General features: G+C 72.1%; 21 protein-coding genes. 14 read left to right on the top strand and 7 right to left on the bottom strand.

The annotated features are described in order from the left end of the window. Positions 1-54: 54 nt before the first annotated feature. Positions 55-915, top strand: a complete 861-nt coding sequence (locus J2S43_RS32885) for a hypothetical protein (protein ID WP_306835783.1) — start codon at positions 55-57, stop codon at positions 913-915. 5 nt (positions 916-920) lie between these two features. Here J2S43_RS32885 and J2S43_RS32880 read toward each other — a convergent pair whose 3' ends face one another. Both J2S43_RS32880 and mtfM read right to left on the bottom strand, forming a co-directional pair. After that, on the bottom strand, positions 921-1,538 hold the full coding sequence (locus J2S43_RS32880) for a heme-binding beta-barrel domain-containing protein (RefSeq protein ID WP_306835782.1): 618 nt from the start codon (positions 1,536-1,538) through the stop codon (positions 921-923). Then, positions 1,535-1,639 (bottom strand): small membrane protein MtfM, encoded by a 105-nt coding sequence (mtfM, locus tag J2S43_RS32875; RefSeq protein WP_306835781.1) that lies wholly within the window; start codon positions 1,637-1,639, stop codon positions 1,535-1,537. Before mtfM ends, J2S43_RS32880 begins: the two co-directional genes overlap by 4 nt. 14 nt (positions 1,640-1,653) lie before the next feature. Here mtfM and J2S43_RS32870 point away from each other — a divergent pair, with 14 nt between their 5' ends. The 4 genes from J2S43_RS32870 to J2S43_RS32855 are packed head-to-tail and all read left to right on the top strand — an operon-like array spanning position 1,654 to position 4,494. Next, complete coding sequence (locus tag J2S43_RS32870; protein WP_306835779.1) at positions 1,654-2,028, top strand: DsrE family protein; 375 nt, start codon at positions 1,654-1,656, stop codon at positions 2,026-2,028. A 27-nt stretch (positions 2,029-2,055) separates the two neighbouring features. Then, positions 2,056-2,487 carry a Fur family transcriptional regulator gene (locus J2S43_RS32865; protein WP_306835777.1) on the top strand — a complete coding sequence of 144 codons (432 nt, stop codon included), beginning with the start codon at positions 2,056-2,058 and terminating at the stop codon, positions 2,485-2,487. Next, positions 2,488-3,645, top strand: a complete 1,158-nt coding sequence (gene ygfZ / locus J2S43_RS32860; protein WP_306835776.1) for a CAF17-like 4Fe-4S cluster assembly/insertion protein YgfZ — start codon at positions 2,488-2,490, stop codon at positions 3,643-3,645. An 18-nt stretch (positions 3,646-3,663) separates the two neighbouring features. Then, the gene (locus J2S43_RS32855) at positions 3,664-4,494 is read left to right on the top strand and encodes a beta-keto acid cleavage family enzyme (protein ID WP_306835774.1); all 831 of its coding nucleotides are present in this window, start codon (positions 3,664-3,666) and stop codon (positions 4,492-4,494) included. Positions 4,495-4,608: 114 nt separating this feature from the next. On the opposite strand, the gene J2S43_RS32850 is transcribed toward J2S43_RS32855, so the two are convergent. Next, on the bottom strand, positions 4,609-5,418 hold the full coding sequence (locus J2S43_RS32850; protein WP_306835772.1) for an alpha/beta fold hydrolase: 810 nt from the start codon (positions 5,416-5,418) through the stop codon (positions 4,609-4,611). 136 nt (positions 5,419-5,554) lie between these two features. Here J2S43_RS32850 and J2S43_RS32845 point away from each other — a divergent pair, with 136 nt between their 5' ends. The 6 genes from J2S43_RS32845 (at position 5,555) to J2S43_RS32820 (ending at position 10,045) form a co-directional block, all read left to right on the top strand. Beyond that, entirely contained in the window at positions 5,555-6,136 is a 582-nt protein-coding gene (locus J2S43_RS32845) for a helix-turn-helix domain-containing protein (protein WP_306835769.1), read from the top strand. Further along, positions 6,133-6,774 carry a hypothetical protein gene (locus J2S43_RS32840; RefSeq protein ID WP_306835768.1) on the top strand — a complete coding sequence of 214 codons (642 nt, stop codon included), beginning with the start codon at positions 6,133-6,135 and terminating at the stop codon, positions 6,772-6,774. Before J2S43_RS32845 ends, J2S43_RS32840 begins: the two co-directional genes overlap by 4 nt. 76 nt (positions 6,775-6,850) lie before the next feature. After that, a complete protein-coding gene (locus tag J2S43_RS32835; protein WP_306835767.1) occupies positions 6,851-7,162 on the top strand; it encodes a DUF2516 family protein in 312 nt (103 codons plus the stop codon). Then, positions 7,159-8,043 carry an alpha/beta fold hydrolase gene (locus tag J2S43_RS32830; protein ID WP_306835766.1) on the top strand — a complete coding sequence of 295 codons (885 nt, stop codon included), beginning with the start codon at positions 7,159-7,161 and terminating at the stop codon, positions 8,041-8,043. Before J2S43_RS32835 ends, J2S43_RS32830 begins: the two co-directional genes overlap by 4 nt. A 58-nt stretch (positions 8,044-8,101) precedes the next feature. Next, complete coding sequence (locus tag J2S43_RS32825) at positions 8,102-8,878, top strand: hypothetical protein (RefSeq protein ID WP_306835765.1); 777 nt, start codon at positions 8,102-8,104, stop codon at positions 8,876-8,878. Positions 8,879-9,250: 372 nt separating this feature from the next. Beyond that, complete coding sequence (locus J2S43_RS32820; protein ID WP_370881802.1) at positions 9,251-10,045, top strand: EI24 domain-containing protein; 795 nt, start codon at positions 9,251-9,253, stop codon at positions 10,043-10,045. 994 nt (positions 10,046-11,039) lie between these two features. Here J2S43_RS32820 and J2S43_RS32815 read toward each other — a convergent pair. Further along, a complete protein-coding gene (locus tag J2S43_RS32815) occupies positions 11,040-12,419 on the bottom strand; it encodes a GH1 family beta-glucosidase (RefSeq protein WP_306835763.1) in 1,380 nt (459 codons plus the stop codon). Between the two features lie 39 nt (positions 12,420-12,458). Beyond that, positions 12,459-13,220 carry a maleylpyruvate isomerase family mycothiol-dependent enzyme gene (locus tag J2S43_RS32810; protein ID WP_306835762.1) on the bottom strand — a complete coding sequence of 254 codons (762 nt, stop codon included), beginning with the start codon at positions 13,218-13,220 and terminating at the stop codon, positions 12,459-12,461. A gap of 57 nt (positions 13,221-13,277) precedes the next feature. Between J2S43_RS32810 and J2S43_RS32805 the strand changes: the two genes are divergently transcribed. Next, entirely contained in the window at positions 13,278-14,369 is a 1,092-nt protein-coding gene (locus J2S43_RS32805; protein ID WP_370881685.1) for a UDP-N-acetylmuramate dehydrogenase, read from the top strand. Between the two features lie 78 nt (positions 14,370-14,447). Here the strand turns inward: J2S43_RS32805 and J2S43_RS32800 are convergent, their stop codons facing one another. Beyond that, positions 14,448-14,924: a CAP domain-containing protein gene (locus tag J2S43_RS32800; RefSeq protein ID WP_306835758.1), complete on the bottom strand. Its 477-nt coding sequence runs from the start codon at positions 14,922-14,924 to the stop codon at positions 14,448-14,450. A 233-nt stretch (positions 14,925-15,157) separates the two neighbouring features. Between J2S43_RS32800 and J2S43_RS32795 the strand changes: the two genes are divergently transcribed. Then, positions 15,158-15,625 (top strand): GGDEF domain-containing protein, encoded by a 468-nt coding sequence (locus J2S43_RS32795; protein WP_306835756.1) that lies wholly within the window; start codon positions 15,158-15,160, stop codon positions 15,623-15,625. Between the two features lie 61 nt (positions 15,626-15,686). Here the strand turns inward: J2S43_RS32795 and J2S43_RS32790 are convergent, their stop codons facing one another. Next, positions 15,687-16,376 (bottom strand): sensor histidine kinase, encoded by a 690-nt coding sequence (locus tag J2S43_RS32790; protein ID WP_306835754.1) that lies wholly within the window; start codon positions 16,374-16,376, stop codon positions 15,687-15,689. A gap of 187 nt (positions 16,377-16,563) precedes the next feature. Here J2S43_RS32790 and J2S43_RS32785 point away from each other — a divergent pair, with 187 nt between their 5' ends. After that, complete coding sequence (locus J2S43_RS32785) at positions 16,564-17,262, top strand: response regulator transcription factor (RefSeq protein ID WP_306835752.1); 699 nt, start codon at positions 16,564-16,566, stop codon at positions 17,260-17,262. Positions 17,263-17,293 lie beyond the last annotated feature (31 nt).

The following is a 17,293-nucleotide window of genomic DNA, read 5'->3' as shown; positions in this document are numbered from 1 at the left end:
CGGTCCGCCTCACCCGAGGCGGACCGGCTTTCCTCGTTTTGACACCATGGCGAGGTGACGCAGACCCAGGTTTCCCCGTGGTGGCGGCGCCGGGGTGTGCTGCCGGCCGCGGTGACCGCGTGGGTGCTGGTGATCGCCGGGCTGGCGTACTACTCGTACCGGACGGACGCGGCGACCGTGCGGGACCACCGGCCGCTGGACCGGGCGATGCCGGTGGCCGACACCGCGTACGGCACCGTGCTGGCGAAGCTGGCCGAAGGGCCGGGCGACGGCGGCGTGCGACCGGTGATCGTGCTGGAACCGCCGCGCGTCGAGCCGGGCTGCCGGGTGACGACCGCGCGGGACGGTGCGGAACTGACCCGCCGGGCCACCGTCCACATCGCACCCGAGGACGGCGTGCCGCTGATCGAGCGGCTGGCCGGCGCGGGCGCGCTGCCGGCCGGCTACCGGATCTGGCTGGGCCGCGACCGGGACGGCGCGACGAACTCGTTCCGGGTGGACGCGGGCGACTTCATCGGGCTGCGCGGCATCGTCGAGGAGCCGGGCCTGCTGCGGGTGTCGCTGGAGACCGGCTGCCGGCCGGTCGACGGCCCGCTCCCGGCAGTCGGTCAGCCGGCCCCGGACTTCATGTCGGCGGGCCGCGCCGAGGGCGTGCTGGCGGCACTGGGTGCACCGGGCTCACGGCAGAGCGCGTCGTCCGTGCCCTGCCCGGGCGGTGGCGCGCTCACCACCACGCTGGTGGCCGGCTTCCCGGAGCGGGCACCCGCGCTGACCGAAGTGCTGACGCCGCGGGCCGGGCTGGTGCTGACCAGCGGCGAGAAGCGGTTCGCCTACACCGACGGCGGCCGGGAGGGCGTCGCGGTGGAGGTGGCCGACGGCGGCGAGATCACGGTCGCCGCGACCACCTCCTGCTGACTGGTCTAGCCGGCGACGCGGAGCAGGCGCGCGGAGAGGTGCGGCGTGAGCGGCAGGCCCTCGGCGGCCATGTCGTACGCGTACAGCAGCGCGCCCTCGACGATGCCGAAGAGCCGGTGGCCCGCGGTCACCTCCTTGGACGTGGAGGTGCGCACGACCAGGTCGGTCACCAGCTCCATCTGGGTGGTGCCCTTGGTCTTGCCCAGGTACATCTCCATGATGCCGGTCGGGCTGGTCATCAGCGCCTCGACGTCGTCGGTGACCCGGTCGTTCACCACCACCGGGCGCCACCAGCCGATCTCACGCCCGGCCGGGCGGATCGGCTTCGCCTCCTCGTCGATGATCCACGCGCGCGACTCGTAGAACAGGAACGGGCGGCCGTCGTGGCTGATCCGCAGCTCCTGTGCGAAGTGGAAGTCCTCGCCCTCGAGCGTCGGGTAGCCGCCCTGGCCCCGGCCGCGCCACACGCCGACGTACGGCAGGAGGCCCAGCAGATGCGGGTGCAGATCCGGCCCGCTGCGCAGGTCGTGCGTCTCCTCGAACGGGTACGCGTACTCCACCGGAGCCAGTGAGGCCCACGGCGGCAGCAGCGGGTTGTCCGACGATGTGTCCGGCGTTGTCACCAGCGTCCCCTTGAAATCCTTACGGCGAGATACGCGAGACCGCCCGCGAGCGCGCCGAAGCCCGCCACCAGCAGGCTGACAAACCCGATCTCGGTAACCATGACCGGCCCATCCTATGCTGACGGTCATGGCCCGATCTCTCGTCATCAAGGTGACCGCCGGCGCCGACGCGCCGGAGCGCTGTGCCCAGGCGTTCACGGTCGCCGCCACCGCGGTCGCGGCCGGCGTCGACGTCTCGCTGTGGCTGACCGGTGAGGCGTCCTGGTTCACGCTGCCGGGCCGGGCCGCCGAGTTCCAGCTGCCCCACTCCGCACCGCTACCCGACCTGCTGGACGCGGTGCTGGCCGGCGGCAGGGTGACGCTCTGCACGCAGTGCGCGGCCCGCCGGGACATCGGCCAGGAGGACGTGATCGAGGGCGTCCGCATCGCCGGTGCCGCGGTCTTCGTCGAGGAGTCGCTCACCGACGGTGCCCAAGCACTGGTCTATTGATCCGCGCATTGCGACTATGCTCGGTAGGTGTCCGAAACAACGCTGGCCGAGATGTTGCGGGAGCGTGGACTGCGGCTGACACCGCAGCGCCAGCTGGTGCTGCAGGCGGTGCACGAGCTGGGCCACGCCACCCCCGAGCAGGTGCACAACGCCGTGCGTGAGGTCGCCGCCGGCGTCAACATCACCACCGTCTACCGGACGCTTGAGCTGCTGGAAGAGCTGGGGCTGGTCCGGCACACACACCTGTCGCACGGTTCGCCCACCTACCACCCGGCCGGGCAGGACCAGCACATCCATCTGGTCTGCCGGCACTGTGGCGCGGTGAGTGAGATGGACCCCATGCTGATGGCGCCGCTGGCCGATGAGCTCGCCCGCGAGAAAGGATTCACCGTGGACGTCGGACACGTGGCTCTCTTCGGCACGTGCGCCGAGTGCGGAGACAGCGGCAGGGAGAAGTAGATGCTGGACGTGCCGGGCGCGATCGGGATCCGTGAGCTCGACGAGATCGACCCGGACGCCCAGAGTTCCCCTGATGTGCATGGCTTCACCGACGTGGCCGCCCACTACGGTGACCCGGCCCGCGAGCAGCGGCTGCTCGACACCGAGGCGGGCATCGTGGACCGGTCGCACCGCGGGGTGCTGGCCGTGCCGGGCGTGGAGCGGGCGAGCTGGCTGCACTCGCTGACCACCCAGCACCTCGCGGACCTGCGCGACGGTCAGGGCACCGAGCTGCTGGTGCTGTCGCCGCACGGGCACGTCGAGCACCACGCGGGCGTCGCCGAGGTCGGCGAGACGGTCTGGCTGGACACCGAGCCGTCCTCGGCCGCCGGCCTGTTCACGTTCCTGTCCAAGATGGTCTTCCTGACCCGGGTCGAGCCGCGCGACGCGACCGCGGACCGAGCCGTGCTCTCGCTCGTCGGCCCGCGTGCGGCGGAGGCGCTGGCCCGGATCGGCGTGCCGGATCTGCCGGCACCGTCGGTCCAGGCCGTGCCCGGCCCCAAGTTCCCCAGCGGAGCCCTTCAACCCCAACCCACCAGTGGGTACGCGGTGCGCGAGCTGCCATCAGACATCCTTCGGCCCGGTCCGGGGGCGGGGGCCGGGGCGGCAGCCGGGGGGTTCGTGCGGGCCGGGCGGCTGGGCTACGACCTGGTGGTGCCGCGCGGGAGCGTCGCCGCGCTGGTGACGGCTCTCGGCGTACCCCCGGCGGGTCTGTGGGCCTATGAGGCGCTGCGGGTGGCGGCCGGTCTGCCGCGGGCCGGGTTCGAGACCGACCACCGCACGCTGCCGAGCGAGGTCGGGCTGATCGAGCCCGCGGTGCACCTGGACAAGGGCTGCTACCGCGGTCAGGAGACGATCGCCCGCGTGCACAACCTGGGCCGGCCGCCGCGTCGCATGGTGCTGCTGCACCTCGACGGCATCACCTCGGACGAGCCGCCGGCCGTGCACACGCCGGTGACGAACGAGGCCGGCAAGGAGATCGGTTTCGTCGGCACGGCCGTGCGGCACTACGAACTCGGTACGATCGCGCTGGCCGTGATCAAGCGGAACACGCCGGACGACGCGGCGCTGCGAGTGGGCGTGGCGGCCGCCGCCATCGACCCGACGATTCGCCTGTAGCTCCCGGAAGGACGCCGGATGTCCCTCGGCACGTTGATCACCGTGGCGCCGACCGGGGCGGAGACGCGCAAGCAGGACGTGCCGGCGCTGCCGGTCACGCTCGACGAGCTGCTGGTCACCGCGAAGGAGTGCGCCGCGCTCGGCGCCGCGATGATTCACGTGCACGTGCGGGACGACGCCGGCGAGCCCACGCTCGACCCCGGCCGGCTGCGCGAGACGGTCGCCGCGCTGCGCGCCGAGACCGGCCTGATCGTGCAGCTCTCCACGGGCGGCGCGGTCGGCGATCCGGAGGACGCGCGCCGCGCCGTGCTGGACGCCGGGCCGGACGCGGCATCGCTCACCATGGGCTCGGTCAACTTCGGCGACGGCGTGTTCGTGAACCGCTGGGAGTTCGTCGTCGACCTGCACCTGCGCATGCGGGAGCGCGGGATCGTGCCGGAGTTCGAGATCTTCGACCTGGGCCAGCTGCACGCGCTGCGGCGGCTGCTCGACGAGCACGGGCTGCCGGCCGGCGGTCACGTCCACCTCGACCTGGTGATGGGCGTGCCCGGCGGGATGGACGGCACCACTGAGACCGTGGCGGCCTGCCTGGCCGCGATGCGTGACCTGCCGGCGGACCTGACGTTCTCCGCGACCGGCATCGGGCGGACCACGATCCCGGTGATGCTGGCCGCGCTCTCCGCGGGCGGGCACCTGCGGGTCGGCATGGAGGACACGCTGACCTACGCGAAACGCCGCCCGGTCGAGTCGAACATGCAGCTGGTGGCGCGTGCGGTGGGCCTGGCTCAGCTGGCCCAGCGCCCGCCCCTGACGCCGAAGCAGGCCCGCGAGCTGCTCGGACTGAGCTAGCTGGTCGTCGCTCCGCTCCTCCGGCTCGGGCGCTCTCGGGCGTTGTCGAGACGCCGGTTTTTCGAAGGTGCTCTCTTTGCCTTCGAAAACCGGTGGCTCGGCAACGCCGCGCCCTCACCCCCTCAGTGCGCCGAGGAAGGACAGCACGATGCGGTTGACCGCCTCCGGCTGCTCCAGCGGGGCCAGGTGCGCCGCGTCCGGGATGTCCGGCAGGCGGTGCGCGTTCGGGATCTCCGCGGCCATCCGGTCGGCCAGCCGGCGGATGTCCGGCACGTCCGCGGCACCGGCCGTGACCAGCGTCGGCGGGCGCACCTCGGCGAGCCGGTAGGTGGCGACCGGGTTCAGCTGGTGCACGTCCACCTGGCCCAGCGCGGCCTCCGCGGCGAGCGCGCGCCGGTCCATCCGCCACGCGAAGTCCAGCAGGTCCGGGTCCATGGTGGCGATGTCCCGCCCCGGCCCGACCACCCAGAAGCGGACCTCGGCCTCGGCCATCGCGTCCACGTCGTCCGTGCCGACCTCGGCCGCCAGCGCCTCCCACAGCTCGTCCACCTCTTCGGACCAGGCGTGGCCGGAGAGCGCGGAGCCGATCAGCGCGAGACCGGCGACCCGGTCCGGGTGGGCGATCGCGGTGTCGATCGCGACCGCGCCGCCGAACGAGCATCCGACCAGCACGGCCCGCTGGATCTGCAGCGCGTCGAGCAGCGCGATCACGTCGTCGTGGTGCGCGAACGGCGTGCGGGTCAACGTGGACTCACCGTAGCCACGCAGATCCAGCCGGATCACGCGGTGCATCACGGAGAGTGGGCCGGCCTGCTCGCGCCACATGCGTCGATCGGCGATGCCCGCGTGCAGCAGGAGCACGGCGGGGCCGGTGCCGTCGTCGTCGTAGGCGAGGCTCGCCCCTGGAAGATCAAGATAAGGCACCTAGCGACAGTAGGTCGCATCGATGCGCGCGGCAATGCGAGTTCTGTCTACGTTCCGTAACGCGCACCGAGTGAGCGTGCTAACTTTCGCTAGCAGTTTGCTTGCAACAGTTAGCAGGCGCGGCTACCGTCGGGGCATGGCACCGGCAGACCTACCGCGCGACATCGGCGGATTCATCCGTGACATGCGGCGCAACGCGAAGATCTCGCTCCGGCAGCTCGCCGAGCAGGCCGGCGTCAGCAATCCATACCTCAGCCAGATCGAGCGCGGCCTGCGCAAGCCGAGCGCGGAGGTGTTGCAGCAGCTCGCGGGCGCGCTGCGGGTCTCCACCCCGGCGATGTACCTGCGGGCCGGCCTGCTCGAAGGTGACGCACCCGGCGTGCTGGAGGCCATCGCGGGCGACCCGGACCTGACGATGGCGCAGAGGCAGTCACTCACCCAGATCTACGACACGTTCCGCCGGGAGAACGCCCGCGAGGCGGCGGTCGCGGCTGCTGAGGCGGCTGCTGAGGCGGCTGCTGAGGCGGCGGCTGCTGAGGCGGCGGCTGCTGAGGCGGCGGCCGCTGAGAAGGCCGCCGCTGGAACGGCTGCTGCCGCGGAAGCGGCGGCGGATGCGAAGACGGACGAGGTCGCGACGGATGGTGACGCGGCCGAGCAGGCGCCCCCGGTGAAGAAGGCGCCGACCACGACCACCCCCACGACGGAGGAGACGCCATGACGAACCAGCCCGAGACCACGACCCCCGCGAACACCCGCATCCCCACGCCGCTCTACGCGGTGGCCGGCGCCGGCGACCTGGCGTACCAGCAGATCCGCAAGCTCCCCGAGGTGGTCGAGCAGCTGCGCGAGCGAGTGCCGGTCGCGGTGGCCGAGCTGCGCACCCGGGCCGAGGAGCTGAACGGGCGGCGCGACGAGATCCGTACCCGTGCGGCCGAGGGTTTGAAGGTCGCCCAGGCGCAGGCCGGCTCGCTGCGTGAGCGCGCCGCCGGCCCGGAGAGCGACGTGGCGAAGCTGACCGAGGCCGCCAAGCGCAACGCGGCCGCCGCGATCGCGGTCGCGCAGGCCGGTGCGCAGGTCGCGCAGCAGCGCGCGGTCAGCACGTACGCGGCGCTGGTCGCGCACGGCGAGCGGGTCGTCGGCACCGGCGTGGTGCAGGCCGCCGACACCGTGAACGCGGACATCGAGGCGACCGAGGCCCCGGCCGAGGTCACCGCCACGCCCGCTGATGTGGCCGCCACGTCCGTTGGTGTGACCGCGACGTCCGCTGGTGTGACCGCGACGCCGGCCGACGTGGCCGCTGCTCCGGCACCGCGGAAGCGGGTGGCGAAGAACGACGCCGAGCCTGCCGCGGAGTGACCCGGCGAGCGCGAGGCCCGGACCCCGGGCCTCGCGCTCCGCTACCGCGCGCCGGGGAACGCTCTAAGCTTGAGGCATGGCAGCCGACGTCCCGATCTTCGCCTTCTACGTTCGCGGCATCATCGACCTGGTGATTCTCTTCCTGGCGCTGGTCGTCCTCGGCGTCTCGTTCGTGCACTGCCTCACTCAGCGGGCGGATGCGTTCCCCGCCATCGGCACGCTGCCCAAGGGCGGCTGGCTGGCGATCCTCGGCCTCTGCATGGTCTTCTGCCTGCTGCTGAGCCGGCAGACCATCTTCCAGATGATCGGCATCGCGGCCGCGATGGTCTACCTGCTGGACGTCCGGGCCGGTCTGCGGGACCTCTCCGACGGCAAAGGCTTCTGGTGAGGGATTTCCGCTGGCCGCCCCGCCCCGACGGCGGCCCTCGGACCTACGGTCCCGGTCCCTCCGCCCCACGCAACAGCCGTCCCACGCTTCCCGAGCCGCCGACCGACATCGTGCAGACACCCCATGGGGTACGGCTGGAGAGGCTGATCGGCGGCGCCGGTGACCCGGGCACCGTGTTCGCGCACGGGCTGGCCGGCAGCATCGCCGCGACCCGCCCGCTGGGCAGCGCGGTCCTCGGCCGCCGGATCTTCTTCCAGTTCCGCGGCCACGGGCGCTCCGAAGCTCCGCCCGGACCGTGGGACTACGCCGACCTGGCCCGTGATCTGCGTGCCGTCGCCGATCTCTCGGACGCCACCCGTGCGGTCGGCGTCAGCCTGGGCGCGGCCGCGCTGTCCCGGCTGCTCACGGAGAGCCCAGGCCGGTTCACGCGCGTGGTCTTCTTCCTGCCGATACCGGTGGACGAGGCGCGTGGCGACGCGCTGCGCGACCGGGTCGAGGCACTGCACGCGACCGTGGAGGACGGCGACCTGGCCGCGATCGCGGAGGTGGTCTCCGCCGAACTGCCGCCGTCCGTGCGCAACACCCCGGCCGGCTGGGGTTACCTGCGGCAGCGCGTCGAGCAGCTCTCCCGGGACGGGCTCGGCGCGGAACTGGCCGGCCTCGCCGACGCGGTGCCGGTGCCGGACACCGCCGCGCTCGCCTCGGTGACCGCGGAGGCACTGGTGATCGGTGCCCGCGGCGACGAGTTGCACCCGGTGGAGGCGGCCGAGCGGCTGGCCGGGCTGCTGCCGCGCGCGACGCTGCACGTCTACGACCGCCCGGGGCCGGTTTTCACCCACCGCGCCGACCTTCGGGAGCGGATCTCCGGCTTCCTGAACTGATCCATCCCCACACCTGCGTAACCTTTACTGCCCGTTTTGCGGTGTTTAGGGAGTGAAGGTGTCGCCGAGGATCGTGTTCGCGGCCATCGTGGTGTGCGGCCTCCCATCCGCCATCCATGTGGGCTGGCGCCTGGGCGGCCTCGCCTCGCCGCTCGGCCCGTCCGGAGTCGGCCTGTTCGGCGACGCGCCCGCCGGCAGCGCGCCGCCCAGCGCGGTCGCGACCTGGGGCACCGCGCCACCGGGTAGCACGCCGCAGGACCCGTCCGGCACGGCCGCGGGCGAGGGCGCGGTCAGCCCGCTGCCCGGCGCGCCGCCACCGGCCGGCCCGCCGACCCCGGCCTGGACCGGCGGGCCCACGCCGCCGTCCAGCACCGGCGCGGCCACGTCCCCACCGATGCCGTCGACCGGCCTCCCGTCCGCGTCGTCGACCTGCACACCCGTGCCGCTGCTGCCGATCTGCGCGCCGACCGGGCCTGGACCCGCCGGGCCGGCCGGACCCGGTCCGGGCGCCCCGGAGGGCACGTTCACACCGGATCCGATGCCGACCGGACCGTCACCGGAATCGGCACCCTCGGACGACTGGCCGGACCCGGCGCCGCCGGACGAGTGGCTGGAGCCGCCGGACGAGTGGCTGGAATCGTCCACGGCCGTCCCGGAACCGGCTCCTGAGGAGTGGCTGGAGTGGTCCACGGTGGTCCCGGTCCCTGAGGAGTGGCTGGAGTCGTCCACGGCGGTCCCGGTTCCTGAGGAGTGGCCGGTGCCGGCCCCGTCCGAGCCGGAACCGATTCCGGCGCCACCCGTCAGCGGCCCGGAAACGGAATCGGCGCTGCCCTGATCCGCCGTCCAGCGACGCCCGGCGGAATTCCAGCCCGTGATCAGGGCGTGCCCCATGTCGTCCGAACGACATGGGGCACGCCCTGTCCGCGCAGGCCTGTCCGCGCAGGCCTGTCCGCGCAGGCCTGTCCGCGCAGGCCTGTCCGCGCAGGCCTGTCCGCGCAGGCCTGTCCGCGCAGGCCTGTCCGCGCAGGCCTGTCCGCGCAGGCCTGTCCGCGCAGGCCTGCTCCGCTCGGTCACGTGCGGCGCTGGCCGCTCACGGCTGGCCGGCCGATTGCCGGGTCCGGTGCCGGGAGGCGGGGATGGCGCGCTGCCTTTAGGCTTTCGGGTCGTGACGCTTCCGCAGCAGCCCGGCCCCCACGCCCGGCCACCGATCACCGCACACCCGGCGGCCGCGCGCGCCGGCAGCACCGCGCAGGAATTCTTCGCCGGGATCCGGATGCTGCTCCGCGGCCTCGGCCTCTACGTCAGCAACCCGCGCCTGATGGCGTTCGGGCTCATCCCCGCGTTCATCTCCGGCCTGCTCTACCTGGCCGCGTTCGGCACGCTGTTCTACTTCGTGTCGGACATCTCGGAGTGGCTCACGCCGTTCGCGAACGGCTGGGACGAGGGTCTCCAGGAGATCGTCCGGCTCGCCGTGGCAGCCGCGGTGCTCGGCCTGTTCGTGCTGGTCGGCATGCTCACGTTCACCGCGATCACGCTGCTGATCGGTGACCCGTTCTACGAGAAGATCTCCGAGGCCGTCGAGAACCGCTACGGCGGCGTGCCCGGCGAGGTCGACCTGCCCTGGCACAAGACCATGCGGCTCAGCCTGGCCGACTCGATCCGCCTGATCGGCCTGACCATCCTCTGCGGCGTCCCGCTGTTCCTGCTCGGCTTCATCCCGCTGATCGGCCAGACCGTCATCCCCGTGGTCGCCGCCCTGGTCGGCGGCTGGTTCCTCGCGCTCGAGCTGACCGGCTTCCCGTTCTACCGTCGCGGCCTCCGCCTCGCCGACCGCCGCCGCGTCTTCCGCGCCAACCGCCCCGCCGCTCTCGGCTTCGGCGTCGGCGTCTTCGTCTGCTTCCTCATCCCGCTCGGCGCCATCCTGGTCACCCCCGCCGCCATCGCCGGCGCAGCCCTGCTCTCCCGCCGCTCCCTCGGCTTCCCCATCGAGCACCACCGCTGACCGCCCCGCCCGCTGACCGCCTGACCGCCTGGCCGGCTGGCCGCCTGGCTGCCTGGCTGCCTGGCTGCCTGGCTGCCTGGCTGCCTGGCTGCCTGGCTGCCTGGCTGCCTGGCTGCCTGGCTGCCTGGCTGCCTGGCCGGCTGGCCGGCTGGCCGGCTGGCCGGCTGGCCGGCTGGCCGCCTGGCCGGCTGACCGGCTGACCGCCTGGCCCGCTCGCGGCGGGCCGGCGTCAGCCACTCGCCCCGGGCTCGCGGCCATCGGCGCCGGCCGGTCACCCCGCGCTCTCCACGTTCGGCGGGCCGGCGTCGGCCCGCCGGGCGTGCCGCCGCAGTGGCGAGCGAAGATCGTTCCATACCTCATGGACCTTTCGAGCACGCGGAAAGGTCCATGAGGTATGGAACGATCTTGCATCCCACGAACTGGAAGATCCAGAAACGGTCACCGGCGCGATCGCGGACCGGTCCCGGCAGAGGAAGATGATGCTCGCCGCGGGGCCGGTGCTGCTTCCGGCCCTCTCGGGTTGATGTGCCTCCGCGCCGCTGGAACTGAGGCCGGTGAGGCCACAGCGAACGGAAGTCCACGCCACCGCCGGTGATCAGCTCCGCTGCGCTTTGCTCTGCTTACCTGCACGGCGACTACCCTCCTGAACTGCGCTTCCGTAGATTCTCCCCGCAAAGTTGACGCGGGTAAGCAGAGCAAAGCGGCGGGCGTGGTGGACGGCGGCAGGTCGGCGGCGGGGGTTTGATCTGCCGCTTCGGTGAGTGCGCCGCGCAAAGTTGACGCGGGTAAGCAGAGCAAAGCGGCGGGGCGTGGTGGACGGCGGCGGGGGTTTGATCTGCTTGACCGCCCACGGAACGTGCAGGGAGGCCGCCCGCGGCCGACCGGTGCCCGCGGGAGCACTCGGAAGGTGCCCACGCCGGAAGCGGGATCATCCGCTTTGGAGGTTTGTGATTCTTGGGGCGCCGAGCCGTGGGTGGCCCGGCGCCTGGGTGGATCAGAGGCCGTTGTCGCGGATGACCTGGGAGTAGAAGCGAGCGCTGTCCTTGGGGATGCGGCGCTGGGTGTGGTAGTCGACGTAGACCACGCCGAAGCGCTTGCGGTAGCCCTCGGCCCACTCGTAGTTGTCCAGCAGGGACCAGACGAAGTAGCCGCGCAGGTCGACGCCGCGGGCGATCGCGTCGTGGCAGGCGCGCAGGTGGCCGTCGAGGTAGGCGACCCGGTCGGCATCGGGCACCCGGTCGCCGGTCTCGTCCGGACCGGTGGGGTACGCGGCGCCGTTCTCGGTGATCATGAGAGGCGTGCCCGGGTAGTCGCGGTGGATGCGCGCCAGCAGGCGGGTCAGCGAGGCCGGCTCGATCGCCCAGCCCATGTCCGTGACCGCGCCGGCCGGAGGCAGGAACTCGATGCCGTCGGTGCCGGGGGCGCTCGGGTTGCCGTCGATGCCGGGCTTCGACCGGACGTAGGTCGGCGAATAGAAGTTGATCCCGAGCACGTCGATCGGCGCGTTGATGATCGTCTCGTCACCGGTGCGCAGCCAGCTCAGGTCGGAGAACCGGCGGATGTGCGCGAGCACGTCGTCCGGGTAGGAGCCGCGCAGGATCGGGTCGAAGAAGATCCGGTTCTGCAGGCCGTCGACCAGGTGTGCGGCGGCCACGTCGGCCTCGCTGTCCGGGTCGGCGGGGGAGACCGCGGCCGGGTTCAGCGTGATGCCGAGCTTCCGCACGCCGGCGTCGCGCAGCGCCCTGGTCGCCAGGCCGTGGCCGAGCAGCAGGTGGTGGACGGCCTTGAACGCGGACTCCGGGTCCCGGATGCCGGGCGCGTGGATCCCGGAGGCGTAGCCGAGGTAGGCCGAGCACCACGGCTCGTTCAGCGTGGTCCAGGTCTCGACCCGGTCGCCGAGCCGCTTGTGGACCGCGAGCGCGTAGTCCGCGAACGCCTCGGACGTGTCGCGGTTGGTCCAGCCGCCGCGGTCCTCCAGCGTCTGCGGCAGGTCCCAGTGGTAGAGCGTGACGACCGGGGTGATCCCCCTGCCGTGCAGCTCGTCCACGAGCCGGTCGTAGAAGTCGAGGCCGGCCGGGTTGACCGGGCCGGTGCCGTCCGGCTGGATGCGCGGCCAGGCGATGGAGAACCGGTACGCCTGCAGGCCGAGCTCCGCCATCATGGCCACGTCGTCGCGGTACCGGTGGTAGTGGTCGCAGGCGACGTCGCCGGTGTGCCCGGCGTACACCTTGCCCGGCGTGCGGCTGAACGTGTCCCAGATCGAGGGGCCGCGGCCGTCCTCACGGGCGGCGCCCTCGATCTGATAGGAGGCCGTGGCGGCCCCCCAGAGGAAGCCCTCCGGGAACGTCACGCTCTGTGTTGAGGGGTTAGTCACGTCGCCATTATCACTCGCGGATCATGACGACGGGTGCGGTCAGCCGATGCGCAGGCCACCCAGCAGAGAACGCTCTCCCGTGATCTCCAGCGTGTCGAACGGGATCCGGCCGTGCAGCGCCAGCAGCAGATCGCTGGCGGAGCCGGCCGCGAGCACGCGCGCGTGGTGGTCGTCGGAGTCCAGAATCGTGTCCGTGTCGAGCAGCGCCAGGCCCTCGCCGCGCAGCCGGACGAACCACTGGTGCTGCAGGTCGGAGGCGACCAGGTGGATCATGCCGAACCGGTCGCGCGGGCCGGTGCCGCGGCCGGCCGGGAGCAGCGTGTCGAGCAGCTCGGCCAGCCCGTCCACGGCCAGCTTCGCCTCGATCGGCTCGGCCAGCCCGATCGTCATCTGCGCGTCCCACCGGTGCAGCGTGGTCAGGTGCGCGGCGCGGCGCAGCCAGAACGCGGCCTTCTTCGCCGCGGGCATCGGGTTCCACGCGGGGAGGTCCTCCTCGACGCCCTCCAGCGTCGCCAGGGCCGCGGTGTAGCGCTGGTCCCACCAGGTCAGCGGGTCGACGCCGGCCGGAACCGCTTCCGCCGGCCGGGTCGTCTCGGGCGCGGTGGTCACACCGCGGGTGACGTGCGCCCCGACCCAGTCGTAGAAGCCGCCGAGGTGGCCGATGAGGTCCGTCACGGTCCACTCCGGACGCGTGGGAACGGGCGCGCCCAGCGCCTGTTCGGCCAGGGCCGCGCGGAACGCGGGACCCTCGGCGCGCAGTGCGCCGATCCAGAAGTCTTTCGTGGCATGCAGCTTCGTCATGACCGTTCCTCCCACGCGGCCGCCCAGTCCGCTCGCCCCCAGCCTAGGGTTAAGGGCGTGCACGACGTTAGCGCTGATTCGCCCACCGTCGCAGGGTCGACAGTCCCCAGTTCGCTCGCTCCGCACACCACGTTGCGGTTGGGCGGGCCCGCCAGACGGCTGGTTTCCGCCGAAAATGCGGATGAACTGGTCGAGTTGACCAAGGCCGCGAGCCGAACGGGTGACCCTCTGCTGTTGCTGGCCGGCGGCAGCAACGTGGTCATCGGGGACGACGGATTCGCCGGGACCGCGATTCTGATCCGCAGCCGCGGCGTGGAGGTGATCAGTCGCCGGCCGGACCAGCTGATCATCCGGGTCCAGGCCGGGCACCCGTGGGACGAGTTCGTGGCCGAGACGGTCACCGCGGGGTGGGCCGGTGTCGAATGCCTCTCCGGCATCCCCGGCTCGACCGGCGCCACCCCGATCCAGAACGTCGGGGCGTACGGGCAGGACGTGGCGGAGACGATCTCGTCGGTCACGGTCTACGACCGCGCCGATGGGGTGATCCGGGACATGCCCGCGGCCGATTGCGGCTTCGGCTACCGCGCGAGCATCTTCAAGCACAACGAGCGGTTCGTGGTGCTCTCCGTCGACTTCCGGCTGCGCCCCGCCACGGAGTCCGGCCCGGTGCGCTACGCGGAGCTGGCCCGCTCGCTCGGCGTGACCCAGGGGGACCGGGTGCCGCTTGCCGCCGCGCGCGAGACCGTGCTGACGCTGCGCGCCGGCAAGGGCATGGTGCTGGACTCCGGCGACCGGGACACCTGGTCCGTCGGATCGTTCTTCACCAATCCGATCCTGGACGGCGGAGCCTGGGAGAAGCTGCGCGCCGCGACCGAGGGGACCGGCGAACCGCCGGGCTGGCCGGGCGAGGGCGGCCGGGTCAAGGTCAGCGCGGCCTGGCTGATCGACCGGGCCGGGTTCGGCAAGGGTTACCCGGGTGGCGACGTGCCGGTCAGCATCTCCACCAAGCACACGCTGGCGCTGACCAACCGGGGCTCCGGCAGCACCGCGCAGCTGCTCGGCCTGGCGCGGGAGATCCGCGACGGCGTGCGCGACCGCTTCGGCGTGCTGCTGCACCCGGAGCCGGTGCTGGTCGGCTGCGAGATCTGACCGCCGGATACAGATCAAGGGATCGGCGTCCGTGGACGCCGATCCCTTGATCAACGGGGGGTGAGGGAGGTGTGTGGGTCAGCCGCCGAATTCCTGGGTCCAGTAGATGGTGCCCTTGGTGTCGCGGGCGACGCCGACGCCGATCTTGACGGCCTTGCAGTTGAGGATGTTCTTGCGGTGGCCGGGGCTGTTCATCCAGCCGGTCATGACGCCGGTGGTGTCGCTGTAGCCCCAGGCGATGTTCTCGCCGACGGCGGGGGCGTAGCCGGCGGTCTTGACGCGGGCGGTGAAGGTGGAGCCGTTGCGGCCGGTGTGGGAGAAGTAGCCGTGCTTGGCCTGGTCGGAGGAGTGTCCGCGGGCGGCTGTGGTCAGTGCGGGGGAGACGGTGAGCTTCTTGCAGCCGGCCTTGGCGCGTTCGGTGTTGGTCTGTGCGATGACCTGCGTCTCCAGCGTGGTGGCCGGGGTCACGGCGGCGGTCGCGGTGGTGGCGGTGCCACCGATCACGAGGGCGGCGGTGACGGCGGTCAGGGTGGCGGAGCGGAGCAGGTTGCGCAAGGTGTGTGCCTCTCGGTTGGCGTTGCTTACGCCAATCAAGTTCGGCCGGGTGCGCGGCGCCTTGATAGATCGACCTGGTGCTATGCGGTGAGCGCTCGGGTCCCGCCCGGGTGCCGGATCCCGCCACCGTCCGGCAACCCGACCGCTCAGGAACCGATCCCGCGCGCCGATACGGCGGTTATGAGGCGGTCCGGGCCGTTGGCCTGCGCCGTACGACAGGAGGTTTCGCCGTTATGAACGCCCCGACCGGTGCCATCGACCGCAGCGCGTGGCAGGGGGAACTGGAGCGGCGGGTCACCGCCGCGTACCGAGGCCGGTACCCGCTGGTGATCGTGCTGCTCGACCTCGACCACTTCGCGGCCTACGAGGCACAGCACGGACGCGAGGCCGGCGAGCAGCTGCTCCTGGACGCCGGTGAGGCCTGGCGCGCCCACGTCCGCCCGGACGACCTGCTCGTCCGGTACGGGGAGGGGCAGTTCGGCGTGATACTCAGCCGGGTGCAGCTGCGCGCGGCGGAGCGGATCATCGCGCGGCTGCGGGAGGCCACGCCGGGCGCGCAGACGTTCTCCGCGGGTGTGGCGCTGTGGAACGGCTCCGAGGACTGGCAGGCGCTCGTCGCGCGCGCGGTGGAGGCGCTCGAGGCAGCGAAGGAGGGCGGCCGCAACCGGTCCGTGGTGCACGGCACCACCGCGCTCATCTAGCCGGCTCCGGACTCCACGAGCAGGGCGTCCCTCATGTCGCTGAAAGACAGATACTGAGAGGTCACGCCGCCGCCGGCAGCCTCACCGTGATCGCGGCGCCGGTCTCCGGGGCGAAGCTGATCGAGACCGCGCCGCCGTGGCGGTGCGCGATCGCCCGCGCAAGCAGCATCCAGAGCGCCAGGCTGCGGGTCCGGCCGTCGCCGGGCACCGGCAGCGACGTCGCCAGGAAGTACTCGTCGGTGAGCGTCTCGGCCTGCGTGCTGCGCACCGTGATCGTCCAGTGGTCGCCGAAGCAGGCGCCCTGGATCTCGCCGCTGCCGTCCAGCGCCCGCTCGGTCATCGCGCCGGTGACCGCGTAGAACAGCTGGTGCAGCAGGCTCGCGTCGCCCCGGACCGGTGGCCCGGCCTCGACCGTGCCGCGCACCGCCGCGGTCGGCACCACCCGTTCGACCTCCTGGCCGGCGCCGGCGACGACCGGTGCCAGCGCGACCGGCTCGGACTGCACCGGCAGGTCGCCGGACTCCAGGCGGGACAGCAGCATCAGATCCTCGACGAGCACCAGCATGCGCTCGGTGTTGCGCTGCACGACGGAGAGCGCGGTGGGCCGCTCGCCCTCCGGCAGGTCGACGCCGGACAGCATCTCCGTGAACGCGGCGATGGAGGTCAGCGGCGTGCGCAACTCGTGCGAGACGACGGCGAGGAACTGGGCCTTGAATGCATCCCGTGATTCGGGCTCCGGCGCGGTTTTCACAAGCGGTCCTGTTTCGGATGCGAGCGCAAGCAGTGACTTCCCACGATAAACTCTGACTGTTCAGTTTTTTGCTCTTAATATCACCCTATAGGCATCGTAACCGATTCATGCCATATGGGCGTCTGGACGGTGCTTCAGGGGGTGGGCTAATGCAGGGACCCATGTGTGCCCGGGCGGGGGCGATCCGGTGAGCAAGCTTCTGGTCGTCGAGGACGATCCGGACATCGCGCTGGCACTGCGGATGCTCTTCGGTCGCGCCGGGTATGACATCTCACACGCCGCCGACGGCCGCAGCGGACTGCGCGAGGCCTACACGGAGAAGCCCGATCTGGTCGTCCTGGACGTGGGACTGCCGGAGATGGACGGCTGGCAGGTGCTGGAGCGGCTGCGGGACGTCTCGGACGTACCCGTGCTGGTGCTGACCGCGCACGGCCAGGAGGCCGAGAAGGTGCGCGGCCTGCGCGGCGGCGCCGACGACTACCTGACCAAGCCGTTCGCGAACGCGGAGTTGCTGGCCCGGGTCGAGGCACTGCTGCGCCGCTCGTCGGCCGGCCAGAACAGCTGGGCGAGTCAGGTCTACGACGACGGCGTCGTGCACCTGGACCCCACCCGGCGGCGCGTCTACGTCAAGGGCGAGGAGGTCCGGCTCACGCCGACCGAGTTCCGCCTGCTGAACGCGCTCGTTCGGCACGCCGGCGCGGTGCTCAGCCCGAACCAGTTGCTGACCCAGGCCTGGGACGACCCGACCGGCATCGGCCAGGAGCGGGTGAAGTTCGCCGTGCTGCGTCTGCGGCGCAAGCTGGGCTGGTCCGATCCCGAAGAGTCACCCATCGAATCGGTACGAGGTTTCGGCTACCGGTACCGGAAGGCCAACCCCGATGCCTGATTCCTCAAGTACGTCCTTTTTCGGTCGATAG

The organism is Catenuloplanes nepalensis (genome assembly GCF_030811575.1).
Lineage (GTDB): Bacteria > Actinomycetota > Actinomycetes > Mycobacteriales > Micromonosporaceae > Catenuloplanes > Catenuloplanes nepalensis.
The sequence above is the reverse complement of the archived record's forward strand: the minus strand, read 5'-3'. Positions and strand labels throughout refer to the sequence as shown.